The organism is Lentzea albidocapillata subsp. violacea, assembly GCF_900100275.1.
Lineage (GTDB): Bacteria > Actinomycetota > Actinomycetes > Mycobacteriales > Pseudonocardiaceae > Lentzea > Lentzea violacea.
On sequence record NZ_FNET01000001.1, the window covers coordinates 376,054 to 393,569 of the forward strand.

Below are 17,516 nucleotides of genomic sequence, written 5' to 3' on the forward strand. Positions count from 1 at the left end.
GTACCCAGTCACACGGTGTTGACCACACACGAGAAGGCGGGGCGCGTCCTGTGTGGCCGATGTCGTAGGTCAAGGCGTCCATCGTCGATTTGCAGGCGGCCGGCACGTCGATGCCGAGCTTCCCGCCGAGGAACGTGCCAGCCGCGTCGAAATCCCTCCACCGCCCGGCGACGACCCTGGGGCACCTGCTCGGTCACGGGACGGATGTCGTCACGAAGCACATTCCCAGGCTCCCGATTCGATGGAACCGATACGTGAGTTGGCTCGCCCACCGGGTAAGCCCGAAGGACCTCGACACTGAGGAGGCATTTTCTCGTGAAGACGATCAACCACCGGCCTGGGCGTACGGGTCGTCGTGCCGGTCCGTCGTTCATGCCCGCGGCGGTGACTCCCGCACCGCCTGATCCCGCGATCCCGGATCCGGCTCCCGGCCGGCCGGTGCCGCCAGATCCTGATCCGGTGCCGCCCAACCCGCTTCCCGGACCCACACCGCCGCACGAGTAGCAGTGCCGCCAGTGGTCAGGTTTGTGCCCGTGCCGCCACGGGCACACCGGCGAGGATGGATGGCTCGGTGGCCGCTGGGCGTGCTGCTGGCCGGAACCGGACGAGGCTCTCAGCATGGTCGACGAGATGCTCGCGGATCTCTATCGCCGGCGTCAGCTACTGGCCGAGTTGGTCAACTCCCAAGACTGAGCGCCTCGTGCGGCGGCTGGTCAACCGAGCACGCGAAGCTGATCGGTGGTTCCACCCTCCCGAACCGGGTACACGTGCTGGGAAGGAGGTCGACATCATGATTCTGCGCCGAGTTGCCCGGCCGCTGCTGGCGGCCGTGTTCGTGTCCGGTGGTATCACGACGCTGCGCAACCCCACACCACCGACCAAGGCCGCGGAGCCCGTGCTGGACAACACGGTCGGACGGGTGCGGGACTCGTTGCCCCAGCAGGTACCGACCAATCCGGAGACGCTGGTCAAGCTGGACGCCGCGGTCAAGATCGGCGCCGGCCTCGCACTGGGCTTCGGCAGGTTCCCCCGCCTGGCCGCGCTGCTGCTGGCGGGCAGCCTGGTGCCGACGACGGCTGTGCACCGGTTCTGGGACTTGGAGGATCCGGGGGAACGGACCGAACAACAGATCCACTTCCTGAAGAACCTCGGCCTGCTCGGCGGCCTGCTGATCGCCGCGGCGGACACGCACGGCAAGCCGTCACTGGCCTGGCGCGGCAAACGGACGGCCCGAGACGCCGGCAAGCGGGCGCACGACGCAGCAGGCGCGATCCCAGCCGTGGGTCGACTGAAGTAGCAGTCAACGCGACCTCACGGCGCAACTCGTGCTTGCGCCTGGACGGCGAAGACCCGCCGGACGACTGCTTCCGCCGTAGCCTCCCGTACTTCGCCTGCCGGCGCTGGGGCACCGGCCCGCAACAGTCGTACACGCGTGTGGTCAGGCATGCGGCTGCGCCGATCTGGCGAGGTCAGGAGACGGCCGCGTCGAGCAGGTCGGCCAGTTCGGCGGGCGCCGAGAGCATCGGCCAGTGCCCCGTGGGCAGGTCGAAACGCCGCCATGGCGGCTGGTTCAGGTAGGCGAGCATCGGAATCCCGGCATCGAGCAGGGCCTTGAAGTCGTGGCAGGCGACCAGGACGCGGTCCACGCCGGGACCAGGGTCGGCAGGGTCGGCGAGGCGCTGGGTGTAGGTGCCGAACGGATGCGGAGTGGCACGCGCAAGCAGACGCTCCAGCTCGGGCTCGTCGAGTCCGTCGAGGCTGCTGGACGAGCCGAGAATGTCGATCGGCGGCATTGCCAGCTGCCACCCGTCCCCAAGGGCGTTGACCTGCTGACGCAGCTGGTCGGCTACCTGCGGTGGCATGAGGTCGAGCATGCACATGCCTGGGCCGAACGGGGCGCTGTCCACGTAGACCACGCGCTCCAGCCGGTGGCCGAGGCGTCCTGCGGCCCCGGTGACCGGAGCGGCGGCGTAGCTGTGGGCGACCAAGGTGATGTCACGCAGGTCCTGCCGCTCGACCAGATCGGTGATGTCGCTGATGTGGGTGCTCAGGTTCGTCTGAGGACCGCCCAGGTCGGCGCGCTCGGCCAGGCCCGTCAGCGTCACCGCTACCGCGGTGTGGCCGCGCTCCCGCAGAGCGCGAGCAGTCTCTTCCCAAGCCCATGCCCCGAGCCAGGCGCCGGGAACCAGTACGAAGGTAGCCATGTGATCTCCCTGAAGTGCGGTGTCCGCGGGAGCGTAAGCTCAATACAGGACACAATCCGCCCTCAAATATTGGGTGATTCATGTCGCATCCCCTCACTCGTGTGCTGACGCTGCTGGAACTCCTCCAGTCCCACGCTCGACTCACTGGAGCCGAACTGGCCGAGCGCCTCGGCACCGACGTCCGCACTGTGCGCCGATACACCGCGCAGCTGCGGGACCTCGGTATCCCTGTGGAGGCAGAACGCGGCCGCTACGGCGGCTACCGACTGGCCCGCGGATACCGAATGCCCCCGTTGGTCCTCACCAACGACGAGGCACTTGCTGTTGTCCTGGGCCTGGTCGCCGCGGAACGCCTCGGCATGGGCACCACGGTGCTGGCCAGTGCAGGCGCCCTTGCGAAGATCGAGCGGGTGCTGCCGCAGGCGCTGCGCGAACCGCTCGCCGCCATCCGCGAATCCCTCGCATTCACCGGCAACGCCGTCATCGGGCAAGCCCCGGGGGCCGGCATTCTGCTCGCTCTGGCCCAAGCCGCCCGCATCTGCACGACGGTCGCCATCAGCTACCAGTCGTGGCGCCGGCAGCGCACCGAACGCGATGTCGATCCCTACGGCGTGGTCTTCCACCACGGGCGCTGGTACCTCGTCGGTTACGACCACCTCCGAGACACCCTGCGAACCTTCCGCGTCGACCGCATCGAGTCCGTTACCTCCCAGGCCCGCGACTTCACCGCCCCCAACGGCTTCGACCCCGTCGCCCACCTGACTTCGGCTCTGGCGCAGGTTCCCTACCGCTGGCAAGTCGAGGTGACCATCCATGGACCCATCGACGCGATCGCCCGCCGACTGCCCCGCTCGGTGGCAACTCTCACCACCGCCACCACCGGTGTCCTTATGCACGCCCGCGCAGAACGCCTCGACGGCATGGCTCACCTGCTCGCCTCCCTGGAATGGCCGTTCACCATCCACCGCCCCGACGAACTACGCCAAGCCCTCAAGACACTGGCCAGCGAGCTCGCCGAAGCCGCAGAGCGAGATCCGGGAGAACGACGGTCGTAACGCCGAACCTCATGCCCAACATCCCTAGCGCCGCGTCGAGCGGTGCGATCGCAGAATCCGCCGGCTTGGTCCGCACGGACTGGCACTGCGGCCGTCCGGACCTGGTTGGCGGACCGCAGGTCAGCGACACCCAGGCCCGCCAACCCTCGGCCGGACAGGACACGTCGATTGTCGCGGCGAGAGCGTCGGCGAAGGCGTCGGAGGCTTGGCCTCGGACCTTCTGTTTGTCGACCCTGTCCATCCAAACGGGGCAAGTCCAGTTGCCCGGCGCGATCGCCTACGAGCCCGGCCTGGTCGTCCCGCACATCTCCGGGTCGGAGCCGCGCAGGTAGGCGGCCCGTTCCGCGAGAGTGAGCGCGCGGCCGGTCTCGGCGCAGATCCGCGCCTCGGCGTCCGAAGTGGACAGTGACCAGCGGATGATCCGCGCATCGTCGGCGCCGGAGACCAGCTCGTGCTCGCTCACGAAAACGAGCGCCTGCACCGGCCCGGTGTGCCCGGTCAAGGTCGTGCCGGTGCGGGCCGCGAGGTTCCACACCACGACGGAGTGGTCTTCTCCTCCGGACACCAGCGACTCACCGAACGGGCTGAAGGCCAGCGCCACCACCGGCGCGCTGTGCCCCGTCAGCGTCATGAGCTCCGCACCCGTTGCCACGTCCCACACCTTGACGGTCCGGTTCGCACCGGCCGTGGCGAACCGGGTGCCGTCCGGGCTGATCGCCACGTCACGGACGTCGCCCTGCCCCGTCCTGACCCGCAGCGCCTCCTTGTCCGCCGCGACGTCCCACAACAACGCGCCGCCCGCCGGGTCGGTGGAGATCAGCAGGCGACCGTCGGGGGTGAACTCGGCGGCGCTCGCGATCCACGGACCGCCGGAGAACCTGCCCTGCACCAGATCGGGCAGGCTCCAGCGGAACCGGCCGAGCGAGGCGGTGACGATGCCGCGTCCGTCGGGCTGGTAGGCGATGTCGGTCGAGGCGCCAAGACCGCTGTAGGAGAACGACGACACGCGGGCCCGGGAGGCCACGTCCCAGATCGTGACGGTGTGGTTGCGGGTCACGGTGGCGAGCCTGGTGCCGTCCGGGCTGAACGCGACCGACTCCACCCTGTCCGGATGACCGTCCAAAGTGGCCAGTGCGGTGCCGTCGGTCCGCCACAGCCGCACGGTTCCGTCGTCGCCCGCGGACGCGACCACGCCCGAGTGCGTGTCGATGTCGTTGACACCGCTGGCGTGCCCGGTGAACGGGGGCACGGCGTCCGAGCGCACCGCCACCGTCCGGCCGAGGCCGCCGGACACGAGCAGAGTGCCGTCGCGGCCCAGCGCGAGCGCCCTGGACTCGGTGCGGCCGCGGTCGCGATAGGTGGTGACGGGGCGGCCGGTGCGGATGTCCCAGATCGTGATGAGGCCGTCCTCGTCCGACACCGCCATGCGGCCGCCGACGGGCGCGGACGCCTCCCACGCGTACGGTCCCTGTTTGGCGAGCTCAGACCGCAGCTTGCCGGTGGTGGTCCAGAAGTTCACACCGTTGCGCAGGGTCGCCGTGGCGATCGTTTCCGGCCCGTCGAAGCCGACGTTGTTGACCTCCAGCGACGGGATCTCGCCGACCCTCGCACCGGACGCGACGTCCCAGACCAGCGGGTGGTCCTTCCCGTTGGCCGTGACGAGCAGCGCGCCGTCCGGGCTGAACGCGAGCGCGTTCACCTCGTGCGCGTGGCCTGCGAACACCCGCCGGGTGCGGGTCGCGACGTCCCAGACCTCGACGTCGCCGCCCGCGACACCCACCGCGAACGACGTCCCGGCCGAGTGGAGGGCGAGGCCGGTGGTGAGCACGTCGAACCGTTGTGAGAACACGGCTTTGCCGGTCGAGCGGTCCCAGACCACCACGTCACCGGGACTGCCGGCCAGCGCCGGCATGGTGGCGCTGGAGGCGAGGAAGCGGTCGTCGGCGCTGAACTCGACCTGCCGCGCGTAACCGCCCTCGGTGAGCATGTTGTGGTCGGACAGCACGAGCTTCTTCGACCGCGTGCGGAGATCCCACAGCGTGACGATCCCGTCCCGGTCGGCGGTGGCGATCACGTCGTCCTGGTGCGAGACGGTCACGTCCATCACCGACGGGCCGTCGTTGTTCAGCTCGATCCGCCTGCGGGGTGCCGAAGCGGTGCTGAGCAGCGCACCTCTGGTCTCGTCGTCGGAGTGCAGCCGGAACGCCGCGACCGCCAGCAACCCGGCGAGATCCGGCGCGGTGTCGACGAGGCCGCGGGCGGACAGCGCGAGCTGGTGCGCCTGGTCGACCCGTTGCCGCAACTGGGCTTCCCGCGACTGCCACCACGCCACCCCGCCACCGGCCGCCGCCAGCAGGAACAGCACCCCCAGCAACGCGACCAGCCGGGTGAGCAGCCGGTTGCGGCGCCGCACGCTCACCTGTTCGGCCGTGTCACGCTCCCTGCTCGCGCACAGGAACGACTCCTCGGTCGCATTGAGCTCGCCGGGGTGCTCGGCCGCCCACGCGGCCGCGGTGACGAGCTGGGCGCCCCGGTAGAGCGTGCCGTCGTCGCGGTCAAGCTCGGTCCACATGTGCGCGGCGGCGGTAAGCCTGCGATGCACCAGCAACGTCGAGCGGTCGTCGGAAAGCCACCGCTGCAGGCGCGGCCACGCCCGGATCAGGGCCTCGTGCGCGATCTCGACGGTGTCCTCGTCGAGCACGACCAGCCGGTCGGCCACGAGGCGGGCGAACACACCGTCGATCACCTCCGGCGCGGCGACGCCGTCGAGTTCCGCGCGGCGGATCGGTCTTCGGGTGTCGTCGGTGCCGTCACCGAACGCGGTGAGCCGCACCAGGATCCGGCGCATCGCCTGCTGCTCGGCCGGGTCCAGCTCGTCGTGGGCGCGTTCGGCGGTCTGGGCGATCGCGCCACGGACTCCGCCGCCGGCCCGGTAGGCGGCCAGGGTCAGCTCGGCGCCGGAACGTTGCCAGGTCTCGACGAGCGCGTGCGAGAGCAGCGGGAGCGCGCCGGGTTCGGCGGCCACGTCGGCCAGCACGGTGGCGAGCAGGTCGGCGGCCACGCTCAGCCCGGACATCGCGGCCGGGCGCAGCACGATGTCGCGCAGGTCCGGTGCCGACGGCGGCCCGACCAGCACGGTCGCCTCGTCGGCGAGCACCGCGACCAGACTGGGGTGTTGCGTGACGTGCGCCAGGAAGTCCGCCCTGATGCCGAGCACGACCCGCGTGCGCCGATGCGGTCCGCACGCCGCGTCCAGCAGCACGGCGATGAAGCGGGCGCGTTCGTCCTCGTCCTCGCAGAGGGTGAACAGCTCCTCGAACTGGTCCACCACGAGCACCACGCGCACGTCGTCCGGGCCGCCCGCGAGCATGGTGCGCACCTCGAGGTCGAACGCCTCCGGATCCGCGCGCAGGTCGAGCCGCCTGCCGGTGAGCGAGGCGAGCGCGTGCGCCAGGGCGGCGAGCGGGTGGGCCGTGGGCGTGATGAGGATCGGCCGCCAGGTCTCGCCCAGACCGCCGATCACACCGGCGCGCAGCAGGGAGGACTTGCCGCTGCCGGACGCGCCGAAGACGCCGACGAGCGGATAGCGGTCGATCCGGCGGGTGACCAGTTCGATCAGGTGGTCGCGGCCGAAGAACCACGGGTGGTGCTCCGGCTGGTAGGCCATCAGGCCCCGGTACGGGCAGTCGGTGCGGGGGACCTTCGGTGCCGCGGGTTCGTCCAGCGCCTCGCCGCGCAGCATCGTCTCGTGCAGTCTGCGCAGCTCCGGGCCGGGTTCGATGCCCAGGTCGCCGATCAGCCGTTCCCGCGTCAGCCGGAACACCTCCAGCGCCTCGGCCTGCCGGTGCGCGCCGTAGAGGGCGGCCATCAGCTTGGCGCGCAGCGGCTCCCGGTACGGGTGGGCGTCCACCAGCTCGACCAGCTCACCGATCACCTCGGCGTGCCGGCCCAGCGCCAGGTCGGCGGTGACCCGCGCCTCGACCGCCCTGATCCGTGCCTCGTCGTGGCGGACGGCGAACTGCCGGATCGCGGGCACGTCCACCAGGTCCGCGTAGGCCGGGCCACGCCACTTCGCGAGCGCCTCGGTGAGCAGGTCGGCGGCCTTGGCGGGGTTGCCGTCCGCGAGAGCCTGTTCACCGTCGGCGGTGAGCGCGTCGAACCGGTCGGCGTCCAGCTCGCCGTCCTCGACCCTCAGCTCGTATCCGGTCGGCTTGCGGGTGATCCGGTCGCCCAGGTCGAGAGCGCGCTTGAGTTGGTAGACGTACAACCTCAGGTTCTCGGCGGCGGAGGCGGGCGGCACCTCCCACAGGGCTTCCATGAGCCGATGCGGCGACACCGGCGTGTTCGCGTGCCGCAGCAGCATCGCCAGCAGGATCCGCTGCTTCGCCGAACGCAGTGGCACCTCCTCGTTGCCGTTCATCACAACGAGCGGACCGAGCGTACGGAACTCCACGGTGCCTCCCCCACGAACTGCCGGGACCGTAGCAACGACCAGGCGTTATACGCAGCCGATACGGAGAAATACGCGCTCCTGCCGACGGTCTGGGCACGACCTGAGGGGAGGGCTTCGTGCGAACGATTCGAGTCGCGCTGTCACTGCGCAGCGCGTTGCTGGTGGACAAGATCACCACCCGGCTGAGCGCACTGGAGTGGGCTGTGGTGGCCACGCCCGCGGATGTGGCCGTGGTCGACGCAGGTGCCGCGACGGGGCCGGGCACGGTCGCGGTGCTGCCGTCGGTGGGGCCGGTGGAGGAGCTGGTGCGGGCGGGTGTGACCGGCCTGGTGCTCGCCGACGACCCGGTGGACGACATCGTGCGGGCGGTCCACGACGTGCACCGGTTCGGCGGGTGGGTGTCGCCGCGGCTGGTGTCGTGCCTGCTGCCCGGCCTGCCGCCCGTCGCGCTGACCGTCCGCGAGCGGGAGGCGCTGCGCCTGCTCGCCGACGGCCGGGAGAACGCGGAGATCGCCGCCGCCATGTTCATCACGGTGAGCGCGGTCAAGTACCACGTCTCGAACCTGCTGCGGAAGTTCGGTTGCCGCGACCGCACACAACTGGTCTCGCGACTAGGGCGGCCACTACCGGTGTGTTCGTAGCGTTCCGGGAGAGATTTCCGCCTACCGCAAAGGAATGAGATGCGCAGAACCCTGATGGCCGTCCTCGCTTCGGCGGCCGCGCTGGTCGCGGTGCCCGGCACCTCGCAGGCGGCCGATGACGTCGGCGACGGCAACCTCGCCTGCAACACCACCGAGATCTGCTTCCGGTGGGCTGCGGGAGACGACGGCCGGATCAAGCACTTCCGCAACGGCGCCAACCACCACTACGTCGCGGGCGTGCACAACGCCTACGTCTTCGGCGGCACTGTCGGCGCGAACGACAGCCCGCGCAAGCTCGTCATGGACAACGCCCAGCAGATTCGCAACCGCGACACCGTCTGCTCGGTGACGCTCTGGGACGTCGACGGCGCCGGCCGTTGGTACCAGTACTACACGCAGCCCAACAACAGCGTGTGGAGCACCGTCGTCGCTGACCGCAACAACGGACATTCCCGGTGCCAGGAAGGCGCCCCGGTCAACAGGTAAGGAACCGTCCACATGAGACAGCTGGCACTCGCGTTGTGCGTGCTCGCGGCCGCGTGTTCCGCCGAGCAGCCACCACCACCGCTCTCACCCGGCCTGGAGCCCCCGCAGCCCTACGACATCGTGCTCGGGCGCCAGATCGGGCTGATCGACCACACCCAGCAGAAGATCCGCAACAGGTGCCTGGCCGACGCGGGGTACCCGCAGGACGCGAGTGTCATGCTGGCTCAGCCCGTCGACTCGTTCGAGTTCTTGACCATGTCCGAACGCGACTTCGGCCCCACCAGCGAGGACGAGGCGCGCCGCCTCGGCTTCGGCCAGGACACCATCGCCGCCCCCGGCCGCGTGGCGAGCTTCGACGCCAACTACGACCGCAACCTCGAGCGGTGCTCCGAGCAGGCCTGGGCCAAGCTGGGACCGGACGCGCACAAGACCTTCACCGACTACTACGAGCTCGTCAACACGCTGGCCGACTACCACCGCGACGTCGACGCCGCGATGCCGCCGGACATGCCTGCCAAGGTGCTGGACTGCATGGCGGGCAAGGGCTTCACTGTGCCGGTGCGCGAGGAGTTCCTGAAGAAGCCCGCGCACCAGCAGTTCGGGGTGACCTACGGCAAGCTCGACGGCGGGGCCGAGGACGCGTGGGTGCCGCGTGGCGTGCCCGGCACGGTGGAGATCGGGCCCGCGCTGCCCGTGCGGCACTACACGCCGACACCTGAGGAGTCCTCGGTCGCGTTGGCGTGGTTCCGCTGCGGCCGTGAGACCGGGCGGATGCAGGCGTGGTTCGCGGCGGTGCAGCAGGTGCAGGCGCGCAACGTCGAGAAGCACCAGACGTGGATCGACGAGCTCAACCCCAAGGTGGAGGAGCTCGCGCGCAAGGCTGCGGCCGTGGCGGGGGAGTCGTGAAGCGCCGCGTGGTCGTGATCGGGGTCGCCGGCATCACGATGGCCTCCCTCGTCGGAGCCGGCGTGCTCCTCGGCCCCCGCCTCAAGTCCCCGGCCCAGGCCGCGGCCGACGCCGCTCCGCCCGCACCATCCCAGATCACCGCCCAGGTGGAACGCCGCGTCCTGACCGAGCCGGTCGTGCTCCGCGGCCAGCTCACCCCGGGCCCGAGCACCCCGCTCCTCCCACCACAAGCAGCATTGGGCGACAGCAGCGTCGTCACGAAGGTCCGGGTGCGCCCCGGCGACCGGCTCAACGAAGGCGATGTGGTGCTGGTGCGGGCGGACGAGCCGATGTTCGCGCTGCTCCTGCCGTTCCCGTTGTACCGCGACATCGCGCCGGACGACCGCGGCACGGACGTCACCGCGCTGCAGGACGCGTTGCGCCGCATGGGACATGGCGCACCGAGAACCGGCGTGCTCGACACACCCACCCAGCAGGCGATCACGCGCTGGTACGCCAGCCGAGGGTTCACCACGCCGCCCGGGGTGAAGCGGTCGTCGATCGTGGCGATCGACCGGCCGGGCCGGGTGATCAGCACCCTGCACGTCGGGGTGGGCAGCGTGCTCACCGACCCGCGGGCCCCGATCCTGTCGCTCGACGGGCAAGCGCCGTTCGTGAAGGCGACGGCGTCGGTCGAACAGGGCAAGCTCCTGAAGGCCGGTCAGCAGGCCACCGTGTCCGACGAGGCCGCCGGGACGAAGGCGGCGGCAGCGGTGTCGTCGGTCGGGTCGGCGCCGGTGACCGGGGCGGACGGGGTGACCGGGGTCGAGGTGGCGCTCGCCTTCACCGGTGCCGCGCTGGAGGCCGCTGCCGGGCGGGCGTTCCGGGTTGACGTCGCCGTGGCCGGGAGTCCCGAGCCAACGCTCGCCGTGCCCGTCACCGCCGTTCTGTCCAAAGCGGACGGTACGACGTTCGTCACGGTCGACGGTGCCGATGTCGTCGTCACGACCGGGCGGATCGCGGGTGGGTGGGTCGAGGTCACGGGTCTCGCCGAGGGTACGCGGGTGGTTGTGGGTGGGAAGAAGTGATGCTCGAACTCATCGCGGCGTCGCGCACCTACGACGACGGACACCCTGTGCACGCGCTCAAGCCGACGACGCTGGCGATCGGGAACGGCGAGTACGTCACGATCACCGGGCCGTCCGGCTCCGGCAAGTCCACGTTGCTGAACCTGCTGGGGCTGCTGGATTCTCCCACGAACGGCGGTTACCGCGTCAGCGGTGACGAGACCGCCGGCATGAGCGCCGGGCACCTGGGGTCGTTGCGGGGCAGGCTGTTCGGCTTCGTGTTCCAGGCGTTCCACCTGTTGCCTGGCCGGACCGCGTTGGAGAACGTCGAGCTGGGCATGCTTTACGGGCCGCACCGGCGTGCCGAGCGCCGAGCCCGCGCACTACGAGCCATCGAGAAGATCGGGCTGGCGCACCGTGCTCACGCCGACCCGCGCACGTTGTCCGGTGGTGAGAGGCAGCGCATCGCCATCGCCCGTGCCATCGCCGGGACGCCGCGCGTGCTGTTCTGCGACGAGCCGACCGGCAACCTCGACAGCGCGAACACCGCGACCGTGCTGCGGCTGCTGCGTGAGCTCAACGCGGAGGGCCTCACCGTCGTCGTGATCACGCACGATCCCGAGGTCGCGGTCGCGGGCACCCGCACGCTGACGGTGGTCGACGGCCACGTCGAGGAGGCGTGATGCGCCCGGCGGATCTCGTGCGGGAAGCCCTGCTGTCGGTGACCAGGTTTCCCGGCCGGTCGATGCTCACCGCCCTGGGCACGGTGCTCGGCGCGGCGGCGTTCGTCAGCACTCTCGGGCTCGTGTCGACGCTGGGACAACAGGTTTCGGCGTCGTTCGACGTGCGGCGCGCGACCGAGGTGCTGGTGCAGCCGCAGGATCAGGGCGCGGACACCGGGTGGCAGAGCGAGAAGTCGTTGCAACGCCTGCGTGAGCTCAACGGCGTGCGCGCGGCCGGTCCGCGGGTGTTGCTGGACGAGCGGCCCACGACGAGGGCGATCGGTGTGCCCGTGCAGGGTGTCCGGTTGATGGGGGTCGATCCGCCGGCCTTGCGCGTGATCGGCCCGGCACTCGCGGAGGGCCGGCTGTTCACCGAGTACGACGAACGAAACGCTCTGCGGATCGTCCTGCTTCCGCGCAGCGTCGCCGACCAGCTCGGCGTCACGCGCACGCAGGCGGCGGTGTTCATCGACAACGAGGCCTACACCGTGGCCGGGATCTTCGACGATGTCACCCGCCGCCCGGAAGCCCTCACGGCGGCGCTCGTCCCGTTCCGCACGGCGGGCAAGCTCACCTCCGCGAACCCGAAGCGAGACGTGATCATCGAGACCGCGCCCGGTGCGGCACAACAGATCGCGCACCAGGCACCGCTCGCGTTGAAGCCCGAGGCCGCCGAGGCGCTGCGGTCCATCGCGCCGCCCGACCCGAAGACGCTGCGCCGCGAGATCGAGGACAACGTCACCCGGTCCAGCCTGATGGTGAGCCTGGTGACGCTCGTGATCGGCACGGTGTCGATCGGCAACGCCGCCACCGCGAGCATCGCCACCCGTACCGCGGAGATCGGCCTGCGCCGCGCGGTCGGTGGCCGCCCGGCACACGTCTTCGCCCAGCTGCTCGCCGAGACGACGGTGCTCGGCGCGCTCGGCGGCGCGGTCGGTGCGTTCCTCGGCGTGTGCGTGACGTCCGCAGTGTCGTTGTGGAACGGCTGGACACCCGTGATCGACCTGCGGCTCGCGCTCGTCGCCTCCGCCGTCTGCGCGGCGGCCGGTCTCGTCGCCGGCCTCGTGCCCGCCGCCCGAGCCACCCGCATCCAGCCCGTGGCCGCCCTGCAACGCTGAAAGGCAGCACCCTGATGAACAATCGACGGCTTTCGCGCGCCCTTTTACTGGCCGGGACGCTGCTGATGCCGCTGCCCGCGCCCGCGTACGCGGACACGTTCAGCGGCAAGGCTTTCGACACCTGTGAGACGCCCTCGTCGGCGACCATGCAGGCCTGGGCCGCCTCGCCGTACCGGTCGATCGGTGTCTACTTCGGTGGTGACGGCCGCGGCTGCAAGACGCAGGCCAACCTGACTGCCGGGTGGGTGAGCGAGCAGAAGTCCCGCGGCTGGCACCTGCTGCCGCTGTACGTGGGCAGACAAGCCCCCTGCAGCACAACGCAGTCGTTCCGGATGTCGGGTGACGCCGCCACGGCACGCGACCAGGGCCGTGCCAACGCCGGTGACGCGATCAGCCGCGCCAGCGCGTTGGGTCTGGGCCAGGACGTCGTGCTGTACAACGACATGGAGCACTACGACAGCTCGAACACGGCGTGCCGCACGGCGGTGCTGAGCTACCTCACCGGCTGGACCGAACGGCTGCACGAGGCGGGCCATCACTCGGGCGTCTACTCCAGCGCCGCGTCCGGCATCCGCGACCTCGCCACCGTCTACCGCTCCGCCACCCACGCCCGTCCGGACGTCATCGACTTCGCCTGGTGGAACGGCGTCGCGGACACCAACGCCGGCTCCCACGTGCCCAGCACCTACTGGTCGAACCACCAGCGCATCCACCAGTACCGCGGCGACTTCCAGGAGACGTGGGGCGGTGTGCGGATCTTCATCGACGCCAACCAGGTAGACCTGGCACCGCCGGTGAACCGCGACTTCCCTGCGTACCCCACGATCAGTCGCGGCGCTCGGGGCGCGGCCGTCTCCGCCCTGCAGTACCTGCTGCGCGACGACGGCCGTGCACCCGGAGCGGTCGACGGCGACTTCGGCGGCGGCACCGAGTCCGCGCTGAAGGACTTCCAGAGCTCCGTCGGACTGACCGCCGACGGCGAGGCAGGCCGCCGCACCTGGACGGCGCTGCTGTCCGCCGGCTGGCAGCCCCGGCTCCAGGCCGGTTCGACCGGACTCGAAGTCCGCCGCCTGCAACGCGCGCTCACCGCCGCCCTCGGCCGCTCGATCGCGATCGACGGCTCGTACGGCCCCGCCACCGAACAGGCGGTCCGTGACTACCAGGCCTCTCGCGGGCTCGGTGTCGACGGCGAGACCGGACCCCAGACCTGGACCGCGCTCCAGCGCGGCCAGTGAGAGGAGCACCATGAAACCGTTCACCACGGCCCTGCTCGCGTTCTTCGTCCTCTTAGGACTCGCGAGCCCCGCCCAGGCCGCGCTGCCCGCCTGGCCGAACGTCAAGATCGGCGCCACCGGCCCGACCGTGCAGAGCGCCCAGCACCTGCTGCGCCACCGCGGCTACAACATCGCGGCCGACGGCGACTTCGGCCCCGCCACGGAGTCGGCGGTCAAGCAGTTCCAGACCTCCGCGGGCCTGCGGGCCGACGGTGAGGTCGGCCCGCTGACGTGGCCCAAGCTGATCGTGAGCGTGCAGCGCGGCAACAACAGCGAGGCCGTCAAAGCCGCCCAGATTCAGCTCAACCGCTACGGCTACGGCCTGGTCGTCGACGGCGACTTCGGCGGCGGCACCTACAACGCCGCCGTGGCGTTCCAGACCGCCCAGCAGTTGGAGAACAACGGCATCATCGGCCCGATGACCTGGCAGGCCCTGGTCGGCGGCACTCCTGGTGGCAGCGGCGCGTTCAGCCTGCCGCTGGCCCGCGGCGACCTGCCTCGCTCCGAGTACGACGACCCGCACCACGACTACCCGGCCATCGACCTGCCCGTCAGCAACCGCCCGGCCTACGCGATGGTCAGCGGCGTCGCCTACCGGATCAACGACGGCGCCACCACCGGCTGCGGCTACGGCGTGAAGATCCTCAAGGACGGCGTGGAGTACCAGTACTGCCACTTCTCCTCGTGGGCCGTCGCGAACGGCCAGTCCGTCACCGCTGGGCAGCAGGTCGGCACCACCGGCAACACCGGCAACTCGACCGGCCCGCACCTGCACATCGCCATCAAGATCAACGGGGTGAAGCGCTGCCCGCAGAACTTCCTGCTCGCGATCTACGACGGCCTGACGCCGCCGGTCCCGTCCTCGCTGCCGACAACCGGCTGCTACTACTGACCGCACCCGGTTCCGTCGCCCTGGCGCCAGGGCGACCACGATCACCAGGCAGATCCGCTCAACCGAAGTGCGACTGCGATGTGGGACAACCAGCCGGCGCTCGTGGACACCCAAGCCGTAGCCCGTAAGCCGGATTGACGCCACCCCTCGTCATTCATACATTCGAGTCCTGATTGTATGAATGACGAGGGGTGGTCCGCGTGACGCTGGGCAGAACCGCCGTCGTACTGGGTGGCAGCACCGCTGGTCTGTGCGCCGCCGGGGCGCTCGCCCCCTACTTCGACCAGGTGGTGGTACTGGAACGGGACGAGCTCCCGGCCGCCGCGGAGCACCGGCGTGGCGTGCCGCAGAGCAAGCACCCGCACTTTTTGCTGAACTCGGGACGGCGCGCGATCGGGGCGCTGTTCCCCGGATTCGAGGACGAGCTCATCGCCGCGGGCGGGTTGCATCTGATGCCGTCTCTGGACGCCGCCTACCTCGACGGGGAGGGCTGGTCGGCGCGTAAGCGCGGGGCGATGACGATGATCTACGGATCGCGGATCCTCATCGAACGCGTGTTGCGCGACGCGGTTCGAGTTCTGCCCAACACGACCATTCGCGAGGGTGTCTCGGTGCACGGCCTCACCACGCGGGACGGGGCGGTCACGGGGGTCGGCCTGTCCACGTCCGCCGGCGAGGAGCACCTCGACGCCGACCTCGTGGTGGACGCGATGGGGCGCGGGTCTTCGGTCAGCGGCTGGCTCGTGGCCGCCGGATGGCCCGAGCCCGAGGTGCGCACGCTCGACGCCAAGGTCACCTACACCTCGCGCTGGTACGAGCTGCCCTCACCGGCCGAGCGACCGGCGTCGTGGTGGTGGCAGCACCTGGTGATCATGCCCACCCCGGACAGGGGGGAGCACCCCGCCGAGCACGAGTTCCTGGTGAACTTCTTTCCCATCGAGGGGAACCGCGTCATCGCCTGCATGGGCTCGTGGGGCATCGACATGCCCCGCACGACCGAGGCGTTCGTCGAGTCGGCGCGCCGGGTGCGGACGCCGTTGTTCGCAGCCGCGATGGACCGGTGTTCACCCACCTCGGAGGTGCACCTGACCCGGTCGACGGGCAACAAGTGGCGGCGCTACGACCGCTTGAGCACACCTGGTCTGGTGTTCGTCGGCGACTCGATCTGCGCGTTCAACCCGTTCTACGCCCAGGGGATCAGTTCTGCGGCGATGTCTGCACTGTTGCTGCGCGAGCACCTGTCTCGCGCGCAACGCCTCGACGCGGAGTTCTACGCCAGGTTCCTCGTGGCGCAACGCAGATCGCTCACGGTGCCCTGGTCGCTGGCCATGGCGAGGGACCAGGGCTACGAGTGCGCGGTGGGCACCGAGAAGGTGCCGGAGTGGTGGCGTCGTGTTCTCGCGGCCGTGTCCGGCCCGGCCTTCAGTCTCATCGTCGGTGCGGCGCGTGAGTACGAGGTGGTCGACGAGCACTTCGCGAAGGTGTTCAACATGGACGAGTCGCTGGGCGAGATGATGCGGAACCCGCGGGTGATCGCGGCGCTCGTGCGCTACCGGATCCGGACGGCGCTGGGACGGCAGCGGATCCCCTTCGGGTTCGATCCCCAGGCGGAGCCGCCGGCCACGGACTACTCTCCGAACGGCGCCGCGGCAACGGTTGCCGCGCGATGAGCGCCGTGTGCGGGCCGGAGGCGGAAGCCGTCGCCCGCGGCCTCGGCTTCGACTGCCACGACGTGTCACCCGTGGTCTCGGTGCGGTTTCCGTGGGATCTCGCGCACTGGACGATGCCGCTGCTCGAGCTGCTCATCATCGGCGGCGCCGTTTTCGCTCTGGTGCACGCTTTGCGCCGCTACCGCCACGGCGATCCGATCAACCTGGCGCTGTGGTGGACGTCGCTGGTGTACCTCGCGGTGATCGAACCACCGCTGTACTTCCCGGAGTGGTTCGGACTCAACGAGATCTACGGTTTCATCTTCGCCCACAACCAGTTCACCGTGCAGTTCATGTGGGACAGGTTGCCGCTCTACATCATCGCGTTCTACCCGGTGATCAGTCAGCTCGCCTACGAGCTGGTGCGGTCGCTCGGCATCTTCCGGAGCCGGGGCGCACTCGTGGGGTCGGTCGCCGTCGCCTTCGCCTGCCAGGTGTTCTACGAGGTGTTCGACCACATCGGACCACAGCTGAAGTGGTGGGCCTGGAACCCGGACAACCGCATCGTCAACCACCCCGCGCTGGCAGCGGTGCCGATGACGAGCATGCTGCTGTTCGCGTCCGTCTCGTTGGGGGCCATGACCTATCTGGTCGTGCGCCTGGCCGGCGAGCGCCGCGGGCGGGCGTTGGTGCCGCGCGTTCTGCTCGCCGGCGTCCTCACGCCACCGACCATGGCGATCGCGGGCATTCCGTCGAGCTTCTTCAGCGGCAACGCCACCGCCCAGGCCTGGGTTCTCGGCGTCGAGCTGGCCCTGGTGTGGCTGGCCGGTGGCTGGATCGTCCTGTCGCAGCTGAGGTCGCCGGGGCCTGGTGAACCGCTGTCGGACTTCGTCCGGATCTACCCAGCCGTCTACCTGGGCGGGATGGCGGTGTTCTGGATCAGCGCTCTTCCTGACGGCCCACCGATCGCAGGCGCGCTGTACGCGCTCGCCTGTTTCATCGGGGCAGGTCTGTTGCTCGCGGCGCTGCGTCGCGTGCACCGGAAAGCACCTTCCACCGCCTGAGCCAAC

At 70.3% G+C, this 17,516-nt stretch carries 15 protein-coding genes; 13 read left to right on the forward strand and 2 right to left on the reverse strand.

Annotation, left to right across the window (positions count from 1 at the left end):
• Positions 1-315 precede the first annotated feature (315 nt).
• Both BLR21_RS41520 and BLR21_RS01470 read left to right on the forward strand, forming a co-directional pair.
• Positions 316-504, forward strand: coding sequence for a hypothetical protein (locus tag BLR21_RS41520; RefSeq protein ID WP_143027570.1), 189 nt, complete (start codon positions 316-318; stop codon positions 502-504).
• 286 nt (positions 505-790) lie between these two features.
• Positions 791-1,297 carry a DoxX family membrane protein gene (locus tag BLR21_RS01470; protein WP_090004436.1) on the forward strand — a complete coding sequence of 169 codons (507 nt, stop codon included), beginning with the start codon at positions 791-793 and terminating at the stop codon, positions 1,295-1,297.
• Between the two features lie 172 nt (positions 1,298-1,469).
• Here BLR21_RS01470 and BLR21_RS01475 read toward each other — a convergent pair whose 3' ends face one another.
• Positions 1,470-2,204 (reverse strand): alpha/beta fold hydrolase, encoded by a 735-nt coding sequence (locus tag BLR21_RS01475; protein ID WP_090003804.1) that lies wholly within the window; start codon positions 2,202-2,204, stop codon positions 1,470-1,472.
• A gap of 101 nt (positions 2,205-2,305) precedes the next feature.
• Between BLR21_RS01475 and BLR21_RS01480 the strand changes: the two genes are divergently transcribed.
• The gene (locus BLR21_RS01480; protein WP_256334376.1) at positions 2,306-3,259 is read left to right on the forward strand and encodes a helix-turn-helix transcriptional regulator; all 954 of its coding nucleotides are present in this window, start codon (positions 2,306-2,308) and stop codon (positions 3,257-3,259) included.
• 277 nt (positions 3,260-3,536) lie between these two features.
• Here the strand turns inward: BLR21_RS01480 and BLR21_RS01490 are convergent, their stop codons facing one another.
• Positions 3,537-7,712, reverse strand: coding sequence for an nSTAND1 domain-containing NTPase (locus BLR21_RS01490; RefSeq protein WP_090003807.1), 4,176 nt, complete (start codon positions 7,710-7,712; stop codon positions 3,537-3,539).
• A 116-nt stretch (positions 7,713-7,828) separates the two neighbouring features.
• On the opposite strand from BLR21_RS01490, the gene BLR21_RS01495 reads away from it, so the two are divergent.
• The 10 genes from BLR21_RS01495 to BLR21_RS01540 all read left to right on the forward strand — a co-directional run bounded on the left by BLR21_RS01495 (position 7,829) and on the right by BLR21_RS01540 (position 17,510).
• Positions 7,829-8,353 (forward strand): helix-turn-helix transcriptional regulator, encoded by a 525-nt coding sequence (locus tag BLR21_RS01495; protein WP_218130710.1) that lies wholly within the window; start codon positions 7,829-7,831, stop codon positions 8,351-8,353.
• 39 nt (positions 8,354-8,392) lie between these two features.
• Positions 8,393-8,839 carry a hypothetical protein gene (locus BLR21_RS01500; RefSeq protein ID WP_090003808.1) on the forward strand — a complete coding sequence of 149 codons (447 nt, stop codon included), beginning with the start codon at positions 8,393-8,395 and terminating at the stop codon, positions 8,837-8,839.
• Positions 8,840-8,851: 12 nt separating this feature from the next.
• Entirely contained in the window at positions 8,852-9,745 is an 894-nt protein-coding gene (locus BLR21_RS01505) for a hypothetical protein (RefSeq protein ID WP_090003809.1), read from the forward strand.
• Positions 9,742-10,812: an efflux RND transporter periplasmic adaptor subunit gene (locus BLR21_RS01510; RefSeq protein ID WP_143027571.1), complete on the forward strand. Its 1,071-nt coding sequence runs from the start codon at positions 9,742-9,744 to the stop codon at positions 10,810-10,812. Before BLR21_RS01505 ends, BLR21_RS01510 begins: the two co-directional genes overlap by 4 nt.
• Positions 10,812-11,474 (forward strand): ABC transporter ATP-binding protein, encoded by a 663-nt coding sequence (locus BLR21_RS01515; protein ID WP_090003811.1) that lies wholly within the window; start codon positions 10,812-10,814, stop codon positions 11,472-11,474. The genes BLR21_RS01510 and BLR21_RS01515 overlap by 1 nt, the downstream gene beginning before the upstream one ends.
• Positions 11,474-12,631 carry an ABC transporter permease gene (locus BLR21_RS01520; RefSeq protein WP_143027572.1) on the forward strand — a complete coding sequence of 386 codons (1,158 nt, stop codon included), beginning with the start codon at positions 11,474-11,476 and terminating at the stop codon, positions 12,629-12,631. The genes BLR21_RS01515 and BLR21_RS01520 overlap by 1 nt, the downstream gene beginning before the upstream one ends.
• Before the next feature lie 14 nt (positions 12,632-12,645).
• Positions 12,646-13,866 carry a glycoside hydrolase domain-containing protein gene (locus BLR21_RS01525; protein WP_090003813.1) on the forward strand — a complete coding sequence of 407 codons (1,221 nt, stop codon included), beginning with the start codon at positions 12,646-12,648 and terminating at the stop codon, positions 13,864-13,866.
• A 10-nt stretch (positions 13,867-13,876) separates the two neighbouring features.
• Complete coding sequence (locus BLR21_RS01530; RefSeq protein ID WP_090003814.1) at positions 13,877-14,797, forward strand: peptidoglycan-binding protein; 921 nt, start codon at positions 13,877-13,879, stop codon at positions 14,795-14,797.
• A 200-nt stretch (positions 14,798-14,997) separates the two neighbouring features.
• Complete coding sequence (locus tag BLR21_RS01535; protein ID WP_090003815.1) at positions 14,998-16,467, forward strand: NAD(P)/FAD-dependent oxidoreductase; 1,470 nt, start codon at positions 14,998-15,000, stop codon at positions 16,465-16,467.
• Positions 16,464-17,510, forward strand: coding sequence for a hypothetical protein (locus tag BLR21_RS01540; protein WP_090003816.1), 1,047 nt, complete (start codon positions 16,464-16,466; stop codon positions 17,508-17,510). Before BLR21_RS01535 ends, BLR21_RS01540 begins: the two co-directional genes overlap by 4 nt.
• Positions 17,511-17,516: the final 6 nt, after the last annotated feature.